At 70.3% G+C, this 14,700-nt stretch carries 15 protein-coding genes; 5 read left to right on the top strand and 10 right to left on the bottom strand.

Annotation, left to right across the window (positions count from 1 at the left end):
* Positions 1–77 precede the first annotated feature (77 nt).
* The 6 genes from fabG to ACT54X_RS08915 form a co-directional block, all read right to left on the bottom strand.
* Complete coding sequence (fabG, locus tag ACT54X_RS08940) at positions 78–821, bottom strand: 3-oxoacyl-ACP reductase FabG (protein ID WP_294366879.1); 744 nt, start codon at positions 819–821, stop codon at positions 78–80.
* Between the two features lie 30 nt (positions 822–851).
* Complete coding sequence (gene fabD / locus ACT54X_RS08935; RefSeq protein WP_294366878.1) at positions 852–1,799, bottom strand: ACP S-malonyltransferase; 948 nt, start codon at positions 1,797–1,799, stop codon at positions 852–854.
* A 72-nt stretch (positions 1,800–1,871) separates the two neighbouring features.
* Positions 1,872–2,849 (bottom strand): beta-ketoacyl-ACP synthase III, encoded by a 978-nt coding sequence (locus tag ACT54X_RS08930; protein ID WP_294366876.1) that lies wholly within the window; start codon positions 2,847–2,849, stop codon positions 1,872–1,874.
* On the bottom strand, positions 2,846–3,937 hold the full coding sequence (plsX, locus tag ACT54X_RS08925) for a phosphate acyltransferase PlsX (protein WP_294366873.1): 1,092 nt from the start codon (positions 3,935–3,937) through the stop codon (positions 2,846–2,848). Before plsX ends, ACT54X_RS08930 begins: the two co-directional genes overlap by 4 nt.
* 60 nt (positions 3,938–3,997) lie before the next feature.
* A complete protein-coding gene (gene rpmF, locus ACT54X_RS08920) occupies positions 3,998–4,180 on the bottom strand; it encodes a 50S ribosomal protein L32 (protein WP_017760020.1) in 183 nt (60 codons plus the stop codon).
* Positions 4,181–4,455: 275 nt separating this feature from the next.
* Positions 4,456–5,022, bottom strand: a complete 567-nt coding sequence (locus ACT54X_RS08915; RefSeq protein WP_294366869.1) for a YceD family protein — start codon at positions 5,020–5,022, stop codon at positions 4,456–4,458.
* 81 nt (positions 5,023–5,103) lie between these two features.
* On the opposite strand from ACT54X_RS08915, the gene ACT54X_RS08910 reads away from it, so the two are divergent.
* The 3 genes from ACT54X_RS08910 to ACT54X_RS08900 are packed head-to-tail and all read left to right on the top strand — an operon-like array spanning position 5,104 to position 7,663.
* On the top strand, positions 5,104–5,685 hold the full coding sequence (locus ACT54X_RS08910) for a Maf family nucleotide pyrophosphatase (protein ID WP_294366867.1): 582 nt from the start codon (positions 5,104–5,106) through the stop codon (positions 5,683–5,685).
* Positions 5,682–6,488, top strand: coding sequence for an SAM-dependent methyltransferase (locus tag ACT54X_RS08905; RefSeq protein ID WP_294366865.1), 807 nt, complete (start codon positions 5,682–5,684; stop codon positions 6,486–6,488). Before ACT54X_RS08910 ends, ACT54X_RS08905 begins: the two co-directional genes overlap by 4 nt.
* Positions 6,485–7,663: an MFS transporter gene (locus ACT54X_RS08900; RefSeq protein WP_294366863.1), complete on the top strand. Its 1,179-nt coding sequence runs from the start codon at positions 6,485–6,487 to the stop codon at positions 7,661–7,663. The genes ACT54X_RS08905 and ACT54X_RS08900 overlap by 4 nt, the downstream gene beginning before the upstream one ends.
* 26 nt (positions 7,664–7,689) lie before the next feature.
* On the opposite strand, the gene ACT54X_RS08895 is transcribed toward ACT54X_RS08900, so the two are convergent.
* The 4 genes from ACT54X_RS08895 to ACT54X_RS08880 form a co-directional block, all read right to left on the bottom strand.
* Complete coding sequence (locus ACT54X_RS08895) at positions 7,690–8,739, bottom strand: S49 family peptidase (RefSeq protein ID WP_234196049.1); 1,050 nt, start codon at positions 8,737–8,739, stop codon at positions 7,690–7,692.
* A gap of 45 nt (positions 8,740–8,784) precedes the next feature.
* Entirely contained in the window at positions 8,785–9,156 is a 372-nt protein-coding gene (locus ACT54X_RS08890; RefSeq protein WP_234196047.1) for a Rieske (2Fe-2S) protein, read from the bottom strand.
* 118 nt (positions 9,157–9,274) lie between these two features.
* A complete protein-coding gene (locus tag ACT54X_RS08885; RefSeq protein WP_294366859.1) occupies positions 9,275–9,955 on the bottom strand; it encodes an HAD-IA family hydrolase in 681 nt (226 codons plus the stop codon).
* Positions 9,942–11,000, bottom strand: a complete 1,059-nt coding sequence (locus ACT54X_RS08880; RefSeq protein ID WP_476346131.1) for an RluA family pseudouridine synthase — start codon at positions 10,998–11,000, stop codon at positions 9,942–9,944. Before ACT54X_RS08880 ends, ACT54X_RS08885 begins: the two co-directional genes overlap by 14 nt.
* Before the next feature lie 229 nt (positions 11,001–11,229).
* Here ACT54X_RS08880 and ACT54X_RS08875 point away from each other — a divergent pair, with 229 nt between their 5' ends.
* A complete protein-coding gene (locus ACT54X_RS08875; protein WP_147284333.1) occupies positions 11,230–11,430 on the top strand; it encodes a hypothetical protein in 201 nt (66 codons plus the stop codon).
* A 140-nt stretch (positions 11,431–11,570) separates the two neighbouring features.
* Positions 11,571–14,588 carry an Rne/Rng family ribonuclease gene (locus ACT54X_RS08870; RefSeq protein ID WP_476346129.1) on the top strand — a complete coding sequence of 1,006 codons (3,018 nt, stop codon included), beginning with the start codon at positions 11,571–11,573 and terminating at the stop codon, positions 14,586–14,588.
* Positions 14,589–14,700: the final 112 nt, after the last annotated feature.

Below are 14,700 nucleotides of genomic sequence, written 5' to 3'. Positions count from 1 at the left end.
TACGGCCGCTCGGAGAAGCCACTGTCCAGCCCCCTGCGCAGATTCGTCCGACGGACGCGCGCGGCGGCTGGCGGCGTTCACATGTACATGCCGCCGTTGACGTGCAGTTCCTGCCCGGTCACATAGCCCGCTTGCGGCGATGCGAGATAGGCCACGGCATGGGCCACGTCGGCTGGCTTGCCCAGGTGGCCCAGCGGGATCTGCGACAGCAGCGCCTGCTGCTGCGCCTCGGGCAGGCTTGCGGTCATGTCGGTCTCGATGAAGCCAGGCGCCACGCAGTTCACCGTGATTGCACGGCTGCCCAGCTCGCGCGCCAAGGCACGGGTCATGCCGGCCACGCCCGCTTTGGCAGCGGCGTAGTTGACCTGCCCCGGATTGCCAGAGGCGCCCACCACGCTGGTGATGCTGATGATGCGGCCATAGCGCTGCTTCATCATCGGCCGGATCACCGCCCGCGAGAGGCGGAAGACAGCCTTCAGGTTGGTGTCGATGACGGCATCCCAGTCCTCGTCCTTCAGCCGCATGGCGAGCATGTCGCGGGTGATGCCGGCGTTGTTGACGAGCACATGCAGGCCCCCGTGGGCCTTCACGATGGCGTCGATCATGGCCTCCACGGCCGGGCCGTCGGTGACATTCAGCACTTGGCCTTCACCACCGTGGGGCGACAGCGCTGCGCCGATCTTGGCGGCGCCGTCGGCGCTCGTGCCCGTGCCGATGACCTTGTAGCCGCGCTGGGCGAGTTCCAGCGCGATGGCTGCGCCGATGCCGCGCGTGGCGCCGGTGACAAGGGCCACCTGGCCCTGGATCGCGGGAGTGTTCATGCGTGTTTCCAGAAAAAGGGAGAGACGGCGTCAGGCGACCAGTTGCCGCGCTTCGCCCAGCGAGGCCGGATCCTGGATGAAGCCGCTGGCCAAACCGGGCGCGATGCGCTTGACCATGCCCGACAGCACCTTGCCCGGACCGCATTCGACGACGGCCTCGACGCCCCGGGCCTGCAGCGCCTGCACGCTCTCGACCCAGCGCACCGGACCTGCCGCCTGGCGCACCAGCGCCTCGCGGATTCGGGCCGGATCGGTTTCGATCGCCACGTCGATGTTGTTGAGCACGGGAATCTGCGGCGCCTTCAGTTCGACCTCCGCGAGGCGGCGCGCCAGGGCCTCGGCCGCCGGCTTCATCAGGCTGGAATGGAAGGGCGCCGACACCGGCAGCGGCAGTGCGCGCTTGGCGCCCTGGCTCTTGAGCAGTTCGCAGGCGCGCTCGACGGCCGCCTTGCTGCCGGCGATCACGGTCTGCATCGGGTCGTTGAAATTGACGGCTTCGACCACTTCACCTGGGGCGCCCATGGCGGCCGTGGCCTCAGCACAGCCGGCCTTTACCTGCTCGGCCGCCATCCCCAGGACGGCGGCCATGGCGCCCGTACCGACCGGCACGGCCTCCTGCATCGCCTGGGCACGGAAGCGGACCAGCGGCGCCGCCTGCGCCAGCGTCAGCACGCCGGCAGCGACCAGCGCGGAATACTCGCCGAGCGAGTGACCGGCCACCACCGACGGTTGAGCGCCGCCTTCGGCCAGCCAGGCGCGCCAAGCGGCGATGCCGGCCACCAGCATCACCGGCTGGGTGTTGGTGGTGAGGGCCAGGATTTCCTTCGGGCCTTCCTTGATCAACAGGCCCACGTCCTGGCCCAGCGCCTCGGACGCCTCGGCGAGGGTCTCGCGCACGGCCGGATGGTCGCCCCAGGCGTCGAGCATGCCCACGGACTGCGAGCCCTGGCCCGGGAAGACGAATGCGAAGTTCTTCATGGTGATTGAGTCTCCATCGGCGCGCATCCTGTGATGGACGCGACGCCCAGCGATCCCGGTGACGGAAGCGCCTTACAGGTTCAGCAGCACGGCGCCCCAGGTGAAGCCGCCGCCCACGCCTTCGAGCATGACCGTGTCTCCGGTGCGCACCTGCCCGCCACGCACCGCGGCATCCAGCGCCAGCGGGATCGACGCGGCCGAGGTGTTGCCGTGCTCATGCACGGTCACGACCACCTTGTCGAGGCCCAGCTTCAGCTTCTTGGCCGTGCCCTGCATGATGCGGATGTTGGCCTGATGCGGGATCAACCAGTCGATGTCGGCCTCGGTCTTGCCGGCCTTGGCCAGCGTGGCACGCGCGGCCTCTTCGAGCACCCGCACGGCCAGCTTGAAGACAGCTTGGCCGTCCATGTGCAACAGCGGCGTGCCCAGCACCTGGCCGCCCGACACATGGCCGGGCACGCACAGGATGCCCACGTGCGAGCCGTCGGCATGCAGGTCGCTGGCCAGGATGCCAGGGGTGTCGCTGGCCTCCAGCACCACGGCGCCGGCGCCATCGCCGAACAGCACGCAGGTGGTGCGGTCGTTGAAGTCGAGGATGCGCGAGAACACTTCGGCGCCGACGACCAGCGCGCATTTGGCCGCGCCTGTGCGCACCATGGCATCGGCCACCGTCAGCGCATAGACGAAGCCGCTGCACACGGCCTGCACGTCGAAGGCGGGGCAGCCGGCGATGCCGAGCTTGTGCTGGAGGATGGCGGCCGACGAGGGGAACACCATGTCGGGCGTGGACGTGGCCACGATGATCAGGTCCACCTCGGCTGCGCTGCGGCCGGCGGCCTCCAGGGCATGGCGGCAGGCTTCCAGCGCCAGATCGCTGCTGTTGACACCGTCTGCCGCGAAATGGCGGGCATGGATGCCGGTGCGCTCGACGATCCATTCGTTGGAGGTCTCGATGCCGCGACCAGCCAGTTCCTGCGCCAGTTCGTCGTTGCTGACCCGGCGCGGCGGCAGATAGCTGCCGGTGCCGGTGATGCGGGAATAGAGCGTCATGAAGCTTGGAGTGCCGCGTTGTCGGTGGGCGCCGTCACCTCAGGCCGCGCCAGCAGTGGGGCGGCATGGGCGATGCGGGCGCGGACGCGGTCGAGCAGGTTGTTGCGGGCGGCATCATAAGCGCGATCCAGAGCATGCCCGAAGGCCAGCTCGTCGGCCGAGCCGTGGCTCTTGAACACCAAGCCGCGCAAGCCCAGCAGCGCTGCACCGTTGTAGCGACGGTGGTCCAGCCGCTTCTTGAGGGCCTTGAGCACCGGGTAGGAGACCAGCGCCGCGACCTTGCTCATCAGGCCGCGCGAGTACTCCTGCTTGAGGAAGTCCACGATCATCGAGGCCACGCCCTCGGTGGCCTTGAGCGCGACGTTGCCGACGAAGCCATCGCACACCACGATGTCAGTGGTGCCCTTGAAGATGTCGTTGCCTTCGACGTTGCCGTGGAAGTTGAGGTCGCGCGACTCGGCCGCCTGGCGCAGCAGCACGCTGGCGCGCTTGATGACCTCGCTGCCCTTGATGACCTCTTCGCCGACATTGAGCAGGCCGACCGTGGGCGAATCGTCGCCGCTCATCGACGACACCAGCGCCGAGCCAAGCACCGCGAACTGCAGCAGCGTCTCGGCATCGCAGTCCACGTTCGCCCCCAGGTCGAGCACCGTGGTGGCGCCCCCCTTCATGTTGGGCAACTGGGTGGCGATGGCCGGCCGGTCGATGCCGTCCAGCGTCTTGAGCACATAGCGGGCGATGGCCATCAGCGCACCGGTGTTGCCGGCGGAGACGGCCGCATGCGCGGCGCCGTCCTTGACCTGCTGGATGGCCACGCGCATGGACGAGTCCTTCTTGCGGCGCAGCGCCACCTCGACAGGGTCGTCCATGCCCACCACTTCGGTGGCGACCACATGCCGCGCCCGCTCGTGGCTGAAGCCAGCCACGGCCGACTCGACGCCGACCAGCACCAGGTGGGCATCAGGATGGTTGTCGAGAAAACGGCGGCAGGCCGCGAGCGTGACGCGGGCGCCATGGTCGCCGCCCATGCAATCGACCGCGAGGGTGATCGCCGTGGCAGCCGGAGCGTGCAGATCGGTGCTGGACATCAAAACAAAGGCCCGACGCTACGGGTTCAGTAGCCTCGGGCCTTGGCCTTGAAGGGGCAATCAGGCTTCGTTCTTGGTCTTCAGCACCTTGCGGCCACGGTAGAAGCCGTTGGGGCTGATGTGGTGACGCAGATGCGTCTCGCCCGTGGTGGGCTCGACGGCAATGCCGGGCACGCCCAGCGCGTTGTGCGAACGGTGCATGCCGCGCTTGGAAGGCGACTTCTTGTTTTGCTGAACGGCCATGGTTGGCTCCTGCGAATCTGTTGGGGTGGCGGAAAGGCGCGAGACCCTGAGGCAGCGGCGCCAGCGGTCGAACCGGCCTGGCTAACCGCGCTGCAACCCGCGAGTGCCCAGCCAACAATCAGTCAGCAATGCCGACCAAAGAGCGGAGCACCGGGGGCGGCCCGGACATGCACGAAGCATTCGTGCATCGTCTGACAGGGCCTGCGGCATGCGCGCGAAGCCAATGAGTATAACCCAGCCGGCAAGGTCAGCGCCAGAGCCAGCCGCCTCGGGCGTCAATCGTTCGATTCGGACTTGGGCTTGCGCAGGCCTTCGAGCACCGCGAAGGGGTTGGGCTTGTCGCTGCCGGCCGCGTCGAAATCCTCGTCCGCCGCCGAAAAGCGCGGCTGCTCGGGGCAGACCTCGTGGCGCGGCGCCACGGGAATATCCATCAGCAGCTCGTCCTCGACCAGTGCGCGCAGGTCGAAGTCGGCCGACAGGGCCAGCACGTCCTCGTCGGCTTCTTCGTCCTCGGCCGCGGCAGTGGCCTCGTCGGCGACGAAGCGGAACCACCGGTCCACCGACAGCACAGTCTGCACAGGGCCCAGGCAGCGTTGGCATACCAGCGGCAGTTGCACCTCGGCCTCGACATGGAGCCAGGGCACGCCGGGGCCGGTGGCGCTGCCGCGCATTTCACCGTGCGTGCTCCAGGCGACTTCCACAGGTCCTGCATCACCGGTGGCCTGCGCCGCCTCCTCGGTCAGGCGCGTCCATTGCGCGAGCGGGCTGGTTTCGGCCAGGGTGGCACCGGCCTGGGCAAAGGCCTTCACGTCCAGGCGGGCCGCATCGAATTCCGTCTTCATGGGGCGCAGTCTACGTCCCCCCCTGGCCGCACGGCATCGCGGCCGACCCGCCACCCCCGAAGGCTCGCAGAGAATCCGCGCATGCAACGCACCGTCATCCTCGGGTCCACGTCCCGCTACCGCCGCGAAATGCTGTCGCGGCTTCGCCTGCCCTTCGATGTCCAGCCGCCCGAGGTGGATGAAACACCCCACCCCGGCGAGGCGCCCGCCGCACTCGCCGCCCGCCTGGCGCTGGCCAAGGCCCGCGCGGTGGCCGAGCGATTTCCCGAGGCCATCGTGATCGGCTCCGACCAGGTCGCGGACCTCGACGGGGAGCCGCTGGGCAAGCCCGGCGACCACGAGCGCGCCACCGCCCAACTGCGCCGGATGAGCGGCCGCACCCTGGTCTTCCAGACCGCGCTGGCCGTGGTCTGCCGGCGCACGGGCTTCGTGCAGCAGGACCTGGCGCCCGTGCGCGTCACCTTCCGCACGCTCAGCGACGCCGCCATCGAACACTACCTGCGTGCCGAGCAGCCCTACGACTGCGCCGGCAGCGCCAAGAGCGAGGGCCTGGGCATCGCGCTGCTCGACGCCATCGACAACGACGATCCGACGGCGCTGGTGGGCCTGCCGCTGATCCGCACCTGCCGCATGCTGCGTGCCGCGGGAGTGGAACTGCTGTGAGCGAATCCTCCACGCCAGCCCACGCCCTTCCACCCGACGGACACCCGCGCCCCGGCACGCTCTATCTGGTGCCCGCCCCCCTGGACTTCGGCTGCGAGACCCAGGTGCCGGTCGAGGACGGCCTGCCCGCCGCCACCCTGCGCGCGGCCGCCGGCCTCGGCCACTGGGTCTGCGAGAACGCCAAGAGCGCCCGAGCCCTGCTCAAGCGCATCGACAGCGTGGCGCCGCTCACCGTGCCGATCCAGCAGATGTCGATCCGGGAGCTGCCCCGCGAAGTGCACAAGAAGGGCGATCACGGCGGCGGCTTCGACGCCCGTGACCTGCTGGTCGACCTGCAGGCCGGCCACGACGTCGGGCTGCTGAGCGAGGCCGGCATGCCGGCCGTGGCCGATCCCGGTTCGTCCGTGGTGCGCGCGGCCCACGACCTGGGCGCGCCGGTGGTGCCGCTGGTCGGGCCCGTGTCCCTGCTGCTGGCTCTGTCCGCGAGCGGGCTGGGCGGCCAGGACTTCGCCTTCACCGGCTACCTCCCGCAGGACGCCGAGGCCCGGCGCCAGCGCATCCGCGACCTGGAGGGCCTGGCCCTCAAGCGCGGCCAGACGCAGATCGTCATCGAGACGCCCTACCGCAACGAGGCCGTGCTCCAGGCCCTGGTGCAGACGCTACAGCCGAACACGCGCCTGGCCGTGGCCTCGGGACTCACCCTGCCGCAGGCGCAGATCAGCAGCCGCAGCGTGAAGGCCTGGCGAGCCCTGCCCGAGCGCGCCCTGGGCAAGCTGCCGGCGGTCTTCGCGTTCGGCCGATGAGTGCGCCACCGCTGATTCAACCGGCAGCCCGCCTGCCCGCCGCCCGCTGGGCGGCGCGCACGCAGTTCTTCTGCTCCGGCTTCATCTTCGCCACCTGGGGCGTGCACATTCCCACCGTCAAGGCGCACTACGGCATCGACGAGGCAGCGCTGGGCCTCGCGATGCTGGCCGCTGGCGCGGGGGCGCTGCTCGGCCTTGCGCGCGCCGGCCGCTGGATCGGCCGCCACGGCGCCAATCGCATCGCCGGCGCAGCCGGCTGCTGCTATGCGCTGCTGCTCGCCCTGCTGCTGGCCATGCCAGGCTATGCCGCCCTGCTCGCGCTGCTGGCCGTGTTCGGCCTGCTCACCAGCGTGTTCGACGTCGCGATCAACACCGAGGCCGCCGCCATCGAACTGGCCGAAGGCGTGCCACGCATGAGCGGCATGCATGGCATGTTCAGCCTGGGCGGCATGGCGGGCGCCAGCAGCGGCGCCGCGCTGCTCGCGGCCGGCTGGCCGCCCGTCACCCACCTGGCGGTCGTCGCCGGGGCGATGGCGCTCGCCATCGGCGTGGCAGCGACGCGCATGCTCCCCGCCTCGCACACGGCCTCCGCCAGCGCAGATGAAGGCGGTGGCCTGCGCGATGCGGGCGGCCCGCTGCTCGTCCTTGGCCTGCTGGCGGCCCTGGGCCTGGTGGCCGAAGGCGCGATGTACGACTGGAGCGTGCTGTACCTGCAGCAGGAACTCGGCAGCCCGCAGCAGCAGGCCGCCCTCGCCTACGCCAGCTTCTCGGCGGCCATGGCCGCGGCGCGCTTTGGCGGCGATGCCTTGCGGGCCCGCGTCCCGTCGACGCGGCTGCTGGCAGGAAGCGCCCTGCTGGCCGCCGCCTCCATGACGGTCGGCCTGCTCACGCATTCGCCCTGGGTGGCGCTGGCCGCCTTCGCAGGCGTCGGACTGGGCTTCGCGAATGTGGTGCCGCTGCTTTTTGCAGCCGCAGCCCGCGTCCCGGGCGTGGAGCCCGCGCGGGGGATCGCGGCCGTCTCTGCGGCCGCCTACCTGGGATTCATGGCGGGACCACCCGTCATCGGCCTCATCGCCGGCGCCAGTTCGCTGACCCACGCCCTCTCGGTGGTGGTGCTGTTCGCGCTGGCACTGGCGGTTTCGGCGCCGCTCGCGGCACGCGGCACCGCCCGCTGAAGAAGCGGCATCGCCGCTGCGCCGGCTCAGCGCACCGAAGGCGCGGCGCGCAGGGTGGCGTGCACCGCCACATCGGCAAAGGCCGCACCGAACTTCTTGGCCAGGCGCTCGGCCACGTTGTCGCGGCGGGTGTAGTCGACCACGTCCTCGGCCTGGATCACGTCGCGCGCCACGTAGTCGATGCTGCCAAGCTGGTCGGCCAAGCCCAGGTCCACGGCCTCCTGGCCGGTCCAGAACAGGCCGCTGAACAGGCCGGGCGTGTCGAGCTTGAGTCGGTCGCCCCGGCCCTTCTTGACCACATCGATGAACTGCGCATGGATCTGGTCGAGCATGCGCTGGGCGTGGGCGCGCTGGGCATCGCTCATGGGGCTGAACGGATCGAGGAACCCCTTGTTCTCGCCAGCGGTAAGCAGCCGGCGCTCGACGCCCAGCTTCTCCATCGTGCCGGTGAAGCCGAACCCGTCCATCAGCACGCCGATGCTGCCGACGAGGCTGGCCTTGTCCACATAGATCTTGTCGGCGGCGGCGGCGATGTAATAAGCCGCCGAGGCACAGCTTTCCTCGACCACGGCGTAGATCGGCTTGCCGTATTTGGCGCGCAGGCGCTTGATCTCGTCATGGATGATGCCGGCCTGCACCGGGCTGCCGCCGGGCGAGTTGATCAGCAGCACGACGCCCTTGGAACCCGGATCCTCGAGGGCGCTCTTGAGCGAAGCGATGATGAATTCGGCACTGGCGTCTGCGCCGTCGGCGATCTCCCCGCGGATGCTCACCACGGCGGTGTGGGCGGTGGTGGTGGCTGTGCTGGGCGCTGCGCGGCTCAGGGCCATCCAGGCCAGCGCAATGAAGAACACCAGCCAGGCCAGGCGGACGAAGGTCTTCCAGCGGCGTGCGGCGCGCTGCTCCTTCAACGAGGCGAAGGCGAGTTTTTCCAAGGTGGCGCGCTCCCAACCGGGCGCGGAGGTCGGATCGTTTTTCACGGAAGTGGGTGCAGGGGCTGCGGATTCGTTCAAGGGCGCGGGCTTGGGCTCGAAAGGCTCGAAGCCGGAGGGTTCCAGGCGGTCGGGAGGACTCATGATGCGGAAGGCCGTCGAGCCGTGATGATCAATGCAGGCTCGGGTTCAGAAGGTGAACGGGCGCAGGTTCCAGGCAGTATGCCAGTGCACCACGCCCTCGATTTCGCTGAGCTCGATGCGCACCAGCCCGCCGCGGCAGGGCCCGCCGGCGCAGGCGCCGGTGTCGGGGGAATAGGCCGCGCCATGGGTGGCGCACAGCAGCCAGCGGCCGGTGTCATCGAAGAAGCGTCCCTCCTGATAGTCCATTTCCATGGCGACATGGGTGCAACGGTTCAGGTAGGCATGCGGCCGACCTTGCCAGCGGATGGCGAAGGCCCGGCAGGTCTGGCCGCCATAGATGACGTCGAATGACACCGCCAGCCCACCATCGGTCAGGTCGGCGCTGCGGCACAAGGGAATGGGGGCGTCGTCGGCCACTTGGGCAGCGTACCAAAGAACGCCCCGGATGCCGTATCGGGGGTTGCCGCGGCGCCACACCGGCCACCGCCCGGCGGCGCCGGCAAGTGCCCCCGGCGCGGCCAGGGGCTGGGCGGCCTCAGCCGTGCCGCAGAAGCCAGTCGGTCAGCTCCGCCACGGAATGGGCCACATGCAACGGCCCCAGCGCCTCGAAGCCCTCGGTCGAATGGGCGCCATAGCCCACGCCCACGCTGGCGCAGCCGGCATTGCGTGCCAACTGCAGGTCGTGCACCGTGTCGCCGATCATCAGCGTGCGCTCGGACGTCACGTCCAGTTCGTCCATCAGTTCGAGCAGCATGCGCGGATGCGGCTTGCCGAAGGTCTCGTCGGCCGTGCGCGAGGCATCGAAGCGATGGCGCAGCGCGACGGTATGAAGCGCCTGGTCCAGTCCCCGGCGCGACTTGCCGGTGGCCACCGCCAGCTTGTGGCCGCGCGCGGCCAGCGCGTCGAGCAACGGGAGCACCCCATCGAAGAGCACGAGGTCGTCCTGGTGGCGCAAATAGTGGAAGCGGTAGCGCTCGCCCAACTCGCGGTACTTCTCGGGCGGCACGTCTGGCGCGGCGCGGGCCAGCGCCTCGGCCAGGCCCAGGCCGATGACCCAGGCCGCGTCCTGATCGCTGGGCCGGCGGCCGCCGACGTCGACCACCGCCTCCTGGATGCAACGCACGATGACCGCGGTGGAGTCGTACAGCGTGCCGTCCCAGTCGAAGGCGATCAGGTCGAAGCGGCGGCTGGCCGCGGGCGTGTCAGTGTTCGTCATGGGGATCGGTCAGGGCGACGAGCGCCTGCGGCGGCAGCAGCTGCGCCAGTTCGTCGGGAAGCGCCGCCTGCAGCGCCACGGGCGCCTCGGAGACGGGATGCTGGAAGCGCAGCCGCCAGGCATGCAGGAACATGCGGCGCAGGCCCAGCCGCGCCAGCGTACGGCGACGCTCGAAGTCGCCGTACTTGTCGTCACCGGCAATGGGATGGCCCTCGTGCGCCAGGTGCACGCGGATCTGGTGGGTGCGGCCGGTCTTGATGGTCACGGCCAGCAGGCTCATCGGCGCGTCGTCGCCGGGCAGCTGCACGCGGGCCAGCACGCGCACCAGCGTGAGGGCGCGCATGGCGTCGGGATGGTCCTTGTCCACCACCTTCACGCGGCGTTCGCCCTCGGCGGCGCCGTCCTTGGGCGGCAGCAGGTAGCGGGCGAGCGGAGCGTCGAGCACCTTGCGGCGGGCCGGCCAGTCGCCGTCCACCAGGGCCAAGTAGGTCTTTCCCGTCTCGCGGGTGCGGAACTGCGCCTGCAGCGCCGTGAGCGCGCTGCGCCGCTTGGCAACCAGCAGGATGCCGGATGTCTCGCGGTCCAGCCGGTGCACGAGCTCGAGGAAGCGCGCCGTCGGCCGGGCGGCGCGCAGTTGTTCGATCACGCCGAAGCTCACGCCGCTGCCCCCGTGCACGGCCGTGCCGGCAGGCTTGTTGACGGCCAGCAGCACCTCGTCCTCCATCAGCAGATCGAAGTCGCGGGCCGGCGCGGTCGGTGCGTAAGGCGCTGGGGCCGCCGTCACCCGGACCGGCGGCAGGCGCACCACGTCGCCCTCTTCCACCCGGGAGTCGGCCTGCACGCGGCCCTTGTTCACCCGCACCTCACCCGAACGGATGATGCGGTAGACATGCGTCTTGGGCACGCCTTTGAGGTGACGGAAAAGAAAGTTGTCCAGGCGCTGGCCGGCGGACTCGGCGTCCACCGTCACCAACCGGACTTCGGGGGCCGGCGCCCGCGCCGGACGCTCTTTGGGGCCGGGCTTAAGACCTATAATATTTGTCACCAGCGCGGCTCGGTCAGTGCTTATTCGAACGAGAAGTTTAGAGCACCCGCCGGAAGCGCTGGAGGTCGATGCCACTTGCGTGGTCCACCATCGCCGGCCCCGCGCCCACCAGGCCACGGGCGGCGCCGGATGCGCAAGGCGAGCCGACGCCGACGAAACCCCGAGACGGATTCCCCCCTTGCCGGCCGGCGGCCTGTTCTTTCAGAGACGGGCGCCGGACGGCGGATCGATGCGAGACCCCCTTGTGCTGCTGATGTGGCTGCTCCGTATGTGTCTGCGCTGGCTGATGCCGGTGGCAGCGCCCATGCATCCAGCGCCCGCCACTTCGGTGCCTGCCCAGCCGCCCGACGTCCCCAAGATGTCCGGCCGGCGGCAGATCGGTCTCGCGCCCATCCTCGCGCCCCCTCCCCTGCTGCGTCCTGCGGGCTGATGCCCGGCCGGTGGCTGCGTGCCGCCTGCACACCTGCGGAAAGGAGAACGGCGCTGTCCTGTCGTTTCGCCGCGTCGTCCGCGCATCGTGGGCCCCTTCCGGGCCAGTGAAGACACACACGAACAAGGACACGCACTCCCATGAAACGGATGCTGATCAACGCCACGCAGGCCGAAGAACGCCGCCTGGCGATCGTGGACGGGCAGAAGCTGCTCGACTACGAAATCGAGATCGAAGGGCGCGAGCAGCGCAAGGGCAACATCTACAAGGCCGTCGTCACCCGCGTCGAGCCCAGCCTGGAGGCCTGCTTCGTCGACTACGGGGAAGACCGCCACGGCTTCCTGCCCTTCAAGGAAATCTCCAAGCAGTACTTCGCCGAAGGCGTCTCCGCCAGCCAGGCGCGCATCCAGGATGCGATCCGCGAGGGCCAGGAACTGCTGGTCCAGGTCGAGAAGGAAGAGCGCGGCAACAAGGGCGCCGCCCTCACCACCTTCGTCAGCCTGGCCGGCCGCTACGTGGTGCTGATGCCCAACAACCCGCGCGGCGGCGGCGTCAGCCGGCGCATCGAGGGCGAGGACCGCGCCGAGCTCAAGGAGGCGATGGACCAGCTCGAGTACCCCAAGGGCATGTCCATCATCGCGCGCACCGCCGGCATCGGCCGCACCGCGCCCGAGCTCCAGTGGGACCTGAACTACCTGCTCAAGCTGTGGACCGCCATCGACGGCGCCGCCAAGGGCGGCAAGGGCGCCTTCCTGATCTACCAGGAATCATCGCTCGTCATCCGCGCCATCCGTGACTACTTCAATCACGACATCGGCGACATCCTCATCGACACCGACGACATCTACGAGCAGGCGCAGCAGTTCATGGCGCACGTCATGCCCGAGCATGCCGCCCGCGTGAAGCGCTACCGCGACGATGCCGCGCTGTTCAGCCGCTTCCAGATCGAGCACCAGATCGAGTCGGCCTACGCGCGAACGGTGCAGCTGCCGTCCGGCGGCGCCATCGTGATCGACCACACCGAGGCGCTGGTGTCCATCGACGTCAACTCGGCCCGCGCCATCAAGGGCGGCGACATCGAGGAGACGGCCACCCGCACCAACCTCGAAGCCGCCGACGAAGTGGCCCGCCAGATGCGCCTGCGCGACCTGGGCGGCCTGATCGTCATCGACTTCATCGACATGGACGAGTCGAAGAACCGCCGCGAGGTCGAAAACCGCCTGCGCGACGCGCTGCGCCAGGACCGCGCCCGCGTACAGTTCGGCACCATCAGCAAATTCGGCCTGATGGAGATGAGCCGCCAGCGCCTGAAGCCGGCGCTGTCCGAAGGCTCGTCGATCCCCTGCCCGCGCTGCGGCGGCTCCGGCCACATCCGCGACACCGAGTCGAGCGCGCTGCAGATCCTGCGCATCATTCAGGAAGAGTCCATGAAGGACAACACCGCCGCCGTGCACGTGCAGGTGCCGGTGGAGGTCGCCTCCTTCCTGCTGAACGAGAAGCGCACCGAGATCGCCAAGATCGAGCTCAAGCAGCGCGTGAACGTGCTGATGATCCCGAACAAGACGCTGGAGACGCCCAACTACAAGCTGGAGCGGATGAAGCACGACGACCCGCGCCTGGATCAGCTGCGTGCCAGCTACACCATGGCCGACGAGGTCGAGGACCCGACGCGCATCACGCGCCGCTCGCAGGAGCCGACCAACCGCCAGAGCCCCGTCATCAAGGGTGTGCTGCCGGATGCGCCGGCGCCTGTCGTGCCCGCGCGCGAGGAAAAGCCCGCGGCGCCGGCGCCCGTTGCCGCCGCACCCGTGGTAGCACCGGCGCCGGCAGCGCCCGCACCGGCCGAACGCGGCTTCTTCGGCTGGCTCAAGGGCCTGTTCGGCGCCACGCCAGCGCCGGCGCCCATCGCCGCCCCGACTCCTGCACCGGCACCGGCGGCGGAAGAAACGGCACGCCCAGGCGGCGGCAATCGCCGCGGCGAACGCGGAGGTCGCAACGGCCGCGGTGAAGGCCGTGGCAACCGCGAAGGCCGTGCCGACCGGGGCGAGCGTGGTGAAGGCCGCGGTGAACGCCGCGAGGCACTGAACGGCGAAGGCCGGCGCGAGCCGCGCGAAGGCCGTGACGCCCGCGAGGGCCGCGAGCCGCGTGAAGCCCGCAACGGCGACACCGCGGGCCGCGAAAGCCGCGCACCGCGCGAAGGCGGTGAACGCGAACGCCGCAATGGCCGTGGCGAGCGTCGCGATGCCGCGCCGGTCGAAGCCCTGCAGGCGCCGGTCGACGGCACGGTCGAGGGCAGCGATGCGCCCGCAGAGCGCCGTGAACGCGGCGAGCGTGGCGAGCGCAACGGCCGCCAGGGCGAACGTCGTGAACGCGGCGAGCGCGGCGAACGCCGCCGCGACGACGGCATGGCGCGCGAAGGCGCCGCTGCCGAGGGCGAGGACGCACCGCGTGGCGGCGATCCGGCGCCGCGTGAGGGCCGCCGCGAGCGGCGCCCGGTCGACGCCCTGCCAGCCGCAGTGACCGAGGCCGAAGCCCTGCACCAGACGCCGGCCGAGGCGGCCGCCGTTGCCGAAGCGGCCGACGCCGCGGTGGGCGACGACCAGGCGCCGCGCCGCGAAGGCGAGGAGCGCCGCCGCTCCCGCGACCGCTATGGCCGTGATCGCCGCGACCGCGCCTCGCGCGAGCGTGAGGCCGGCGAGGCGGTCCGCGACGAGGCCGACGCGCCGCTGGCATCCGCCGTCGAGCCGGGCCTGACCGCTGCCGCGCCGATCGCCGAACCGGCGACCGAGCCGGCCGTCGCCGCTGCACCCGTGGCCATCGCGCCCGTGCCGGCGCCAGCCCCTGCTGCGGCCGCACCGGGCCGCGGCGCACTGCCCCGTGTGACCGCCTTCGCCCTGCCGGCCGACGAACTGGCCGCCGTGGCCCAGGGTGCCGGCCTCGAATGGGTGAACTCCAACCCCGACCGCATCGCCGAAGTGCGGGCGGCCATCGCGGCCGAACCCAAGCCGGTCCACGTGCCGCGCGAGCGGCCGCCGGTGGTGGTGCTGGACGAAGGCCCGCTGGTGCTGGTCGAGACCCGTCGCGACCTGGGCGCCATCACGCTGCCCTTCGAGAAGGCGGCCGATCTCGGCAGCCAGCCGGCAGCAACCGTGTCCTGATCGAAAGGAACATGCCGGACCCGCTGCGGCGGGCCGGCAGCCCAGGCCCGACCTGTCTTGCAGGTTGCGTCAAAGCAAAAGGCCCGTGGCGCAAACCACGGGCCTTTTGCAT

This window comes from Pseudacidovorax sp. DMC4 (genome assembly GCF_056314265.1).
The sequence above is the reverse complement of the archived record's forward strand: the minus strand, read 5'-3'. Positions and strand labels throughout refer to the sequence as shown.

Excerpts from the sequence above, each read along its gene's own strand:
- ACT54X_RS08910 (WP_294366867.1), top strand. The coding sequence starts at position 5,104 with ATGCAACGCACCGTCATCCTCGGGTCCACGTCCCGCTACCGCCGCGAA.
- ACT54X_RS08885 (WP_294366859.1), bottom strand. The coding sequence starts at position 9,955 with ATGACGAACACTGACACGCCCGCGGCCAGCCGCCGCTTCGACCTGATC.
- plsX (WP_294366873.1), bottom strand. The coding sequence starts at position 3,937 with ATGTCCAGCACCGATCTGCACGCTCCGGCTGCCACGGCGATCACCCTC.
- ACT54X_RS08915 (WP_294366869.1), bottom strand. The coding sequence starts at position 5,022 with ATGAAGACGGAATTCGATGCGGCCCGCCTGGACGTGAAGGCCTTTGCC.
- ACT54X_RS08930 (WP_294366876.1), bottom strand. The coding sequence starts at position 2,849 with ATGACGCTCTATTCCCGCATCACCGGCACCGGCAGCTATCTGCCGCCG.
- rpmF (WP_017760020.1), bottom strand. The coding sequence starts at position 4,180 with ATGGCCGTTCAGCAAAACAAGAAGTCGCCTTCCAAGCGCGGCATGCAC.
- ACT54X_RS08870 (WP_476346129.1), top strand. The coding sequence starts at position 11,571 with ATGAAACGGATGCTGATCAACGCCACGCAGGCCGAAGAACGCCGCCTG.
- fabD (WP_294366878.1), bottom strand. The coding sequence starts at position 1,799 with ATGAAGAACTTCGCATTCGTCTTCCCGGGCCAGGGCTCGCAGTCCGTG.
- fabG (WP_294366879.1), bottom strand. The coding sequence starts at position 821 with ATGAACACTCCCGCGATCCAGGGCCAGGTGGCCCTTGTCACCGGCGCC.
- ACT54X_RS08895 (WP_234196049.1), bottom strand. The coding sequence starts at position 8,739 with ATGAGTCCTCCCGACCGCCTGGAACCCTCCGGCTTCGAGCCTTTCGAG.
- ACT54X_RS08900 (WP_294366863.1), top strand. The coding sequence starts at position 6,485 with ATGAGTGCGCCACCGCTGATTCAACCGGCAGCCCGCCTGCCCGCCGCC.
- ACT54X_RS08875 (WP_147284333.1), top strand. The coding sequence starts at position 11,230 with ATGCGAGACCCCCTTGTGCTGCTGATGTGGCTGCTCCGTATGTGTCTG.